Origin of the sequence: Bradyrhizobium sp. (assembly GCF_016462955.1) — a bacterium.
GTDB lineage: Bacteria > Pseudomonadota > Alphaproteobacteria > Rhizobiales > Xanthobacteraceae > Bradyrhizobium.
Window position 1 is genome coordinate 1 of the sequence record NZ_JAEMSD010000891.1, and the last position, 1,516, is coordinate 1,516.

1 protein-coding gene and 1 pseudogene are annotated in these 1,516 nt (G+C 66.6%); both read left to right on the forward strand.

The genetic code is table 11. The annotated features are described in order from the left end of the window. A pseudogene (locus JHD07_RS39590) lies at window positions 1-1,167 on the forward strand (isovaleryl-CoA dehydrogenase); the annotation flags it as partial. A gap of 24 nt (window positions 1,168-1,191) precedes the next feature. Further along, window positions 1,192-1,516: carboxyl transferase domain-containing protein (locus tag JHD07_RS39595; protein WP_291632065.1), on the forward strand; the 325-nt coding region annotated here is incomplete at its 3' end.

The following is a 1,516-nucleotide window of genomic DNA, read 5'->3' on the forward strand; positions in this document are numbered from 1 at the left end:
ATCCCGAGCATCGATTTCGATCTGGGCGAAGACATCAGCCTGCTGCGCGACACCTAGCGCGCCTTCGTCGAGGCGGAGATCGCCCCGCGCGCCGCCGAGATCGAGAACGCAAACCTGTTCCCGGCGGATCTCTGGAAGCGCTTCGGCGATCTCGGCCTGCTCGGGATGACCGCGCCGGAGCAATATGGCGGCTCCAGCATGGGCTATCTCGCCCATATCGTCGCCATGGAGGAGATTTCGCGCGGATCTGCCGCGGTCGGGCTGTCCTACGGCGCCCATTCCAATCTCTGCGTCAACCAGATCCGCCGCAACGGCAACGACGCCCAGCGCCAGCGCTATTTGCCCAAGCTGATCTCGGGCGAATATGTCGGCGCGCTCGCGATGTCCGAGCCGGGCGCCGGCTCCGACGTGGTCTCGATGAAGCTGCGCGCCGACAAGCGCGGCGACCGCTACGTGCTCAACGGCTCCAAGATGTGGATCACCAATGGCGGCGATGCCGATGTCCTCGTGGTCTACGCCAAGACCGATCCGGAGGCCGGCCCGCGCGGCATGACCGCGTTCCTGGTCGAGAAGGGCTTCAAGGGCTTCACCCACGGCCAGCATCTCGACAAGCTCGGCATGCGTGGCTCCAACACCTATCCCCTGTTCTTCGACGAGTGCGAGGTGCCGGAGGAGAACGTGCTCGGCAAGGTCGGCGAGGGCGTCAAGGTGCTGATGTCCGGCCTCGACTATGAGCGCGCGGTACTCTCGGGCGGCCCGCTCGGGATCATGGCCGCGTGCATGGACGCGGTGGTGCCCTACATGCACGAGCGCAAGCAGTTCGGCCAGCCGATCGGCGACTTCCAGCTGATGCAGGGCAAGCTCGCCGACATGTATTCGACCTGGCAGGCCACGCGCGCCTACGTCTATGCGGTGGGACGCGCCTGCGACCGCGCCGACCACGCGCGCACCCTGCGCAAGGACGCCGCTGCCGCGATCCTCTATTCCGCGGAGAAGGCGACCTGGATGGCGGGCGAGGCGATCCAGGCGCTGGGCGGGGTCGGCTATACTTCAGAATTCCCGGTCGGGCGTCTGTGGCGTGATGCCAAGCTGTACGAGATCGGCGCGGGCACCTCGGAGGTGCGCCGCATGCTGATCGGCCGCGAACTGATGGCCGAGACGGCTTAAGTCCTTCACCGCATTGGAATCACCATGCCGCTCCATTCCAGCATCGATCCGTCTTCGTCAGATTTCGCGCGCAATTCCGAGGCCATGCGCGGCCTCGTCGCGGACTTGCGCGAAAAGCTTGCCCAAGTCGCCGGCGGCGGCGGCGAGACCTCGCGCAAGCGCCACACTGCGCGCGGCAAAATGCTGGCGCGCGAGCGCGTCGACCTCCTGGTCGATCCCGGCACCTCGTTCCTGGAGCTGTCGCCGCTTGCGGCCTATGGCCTCTACGGCGGCGACGTGCATTCGGCGAGCGTTGTCACCGGCGTCGGGCGCATTGCGGGCCGTGAATGCGTCATCGTCGCCAATGACG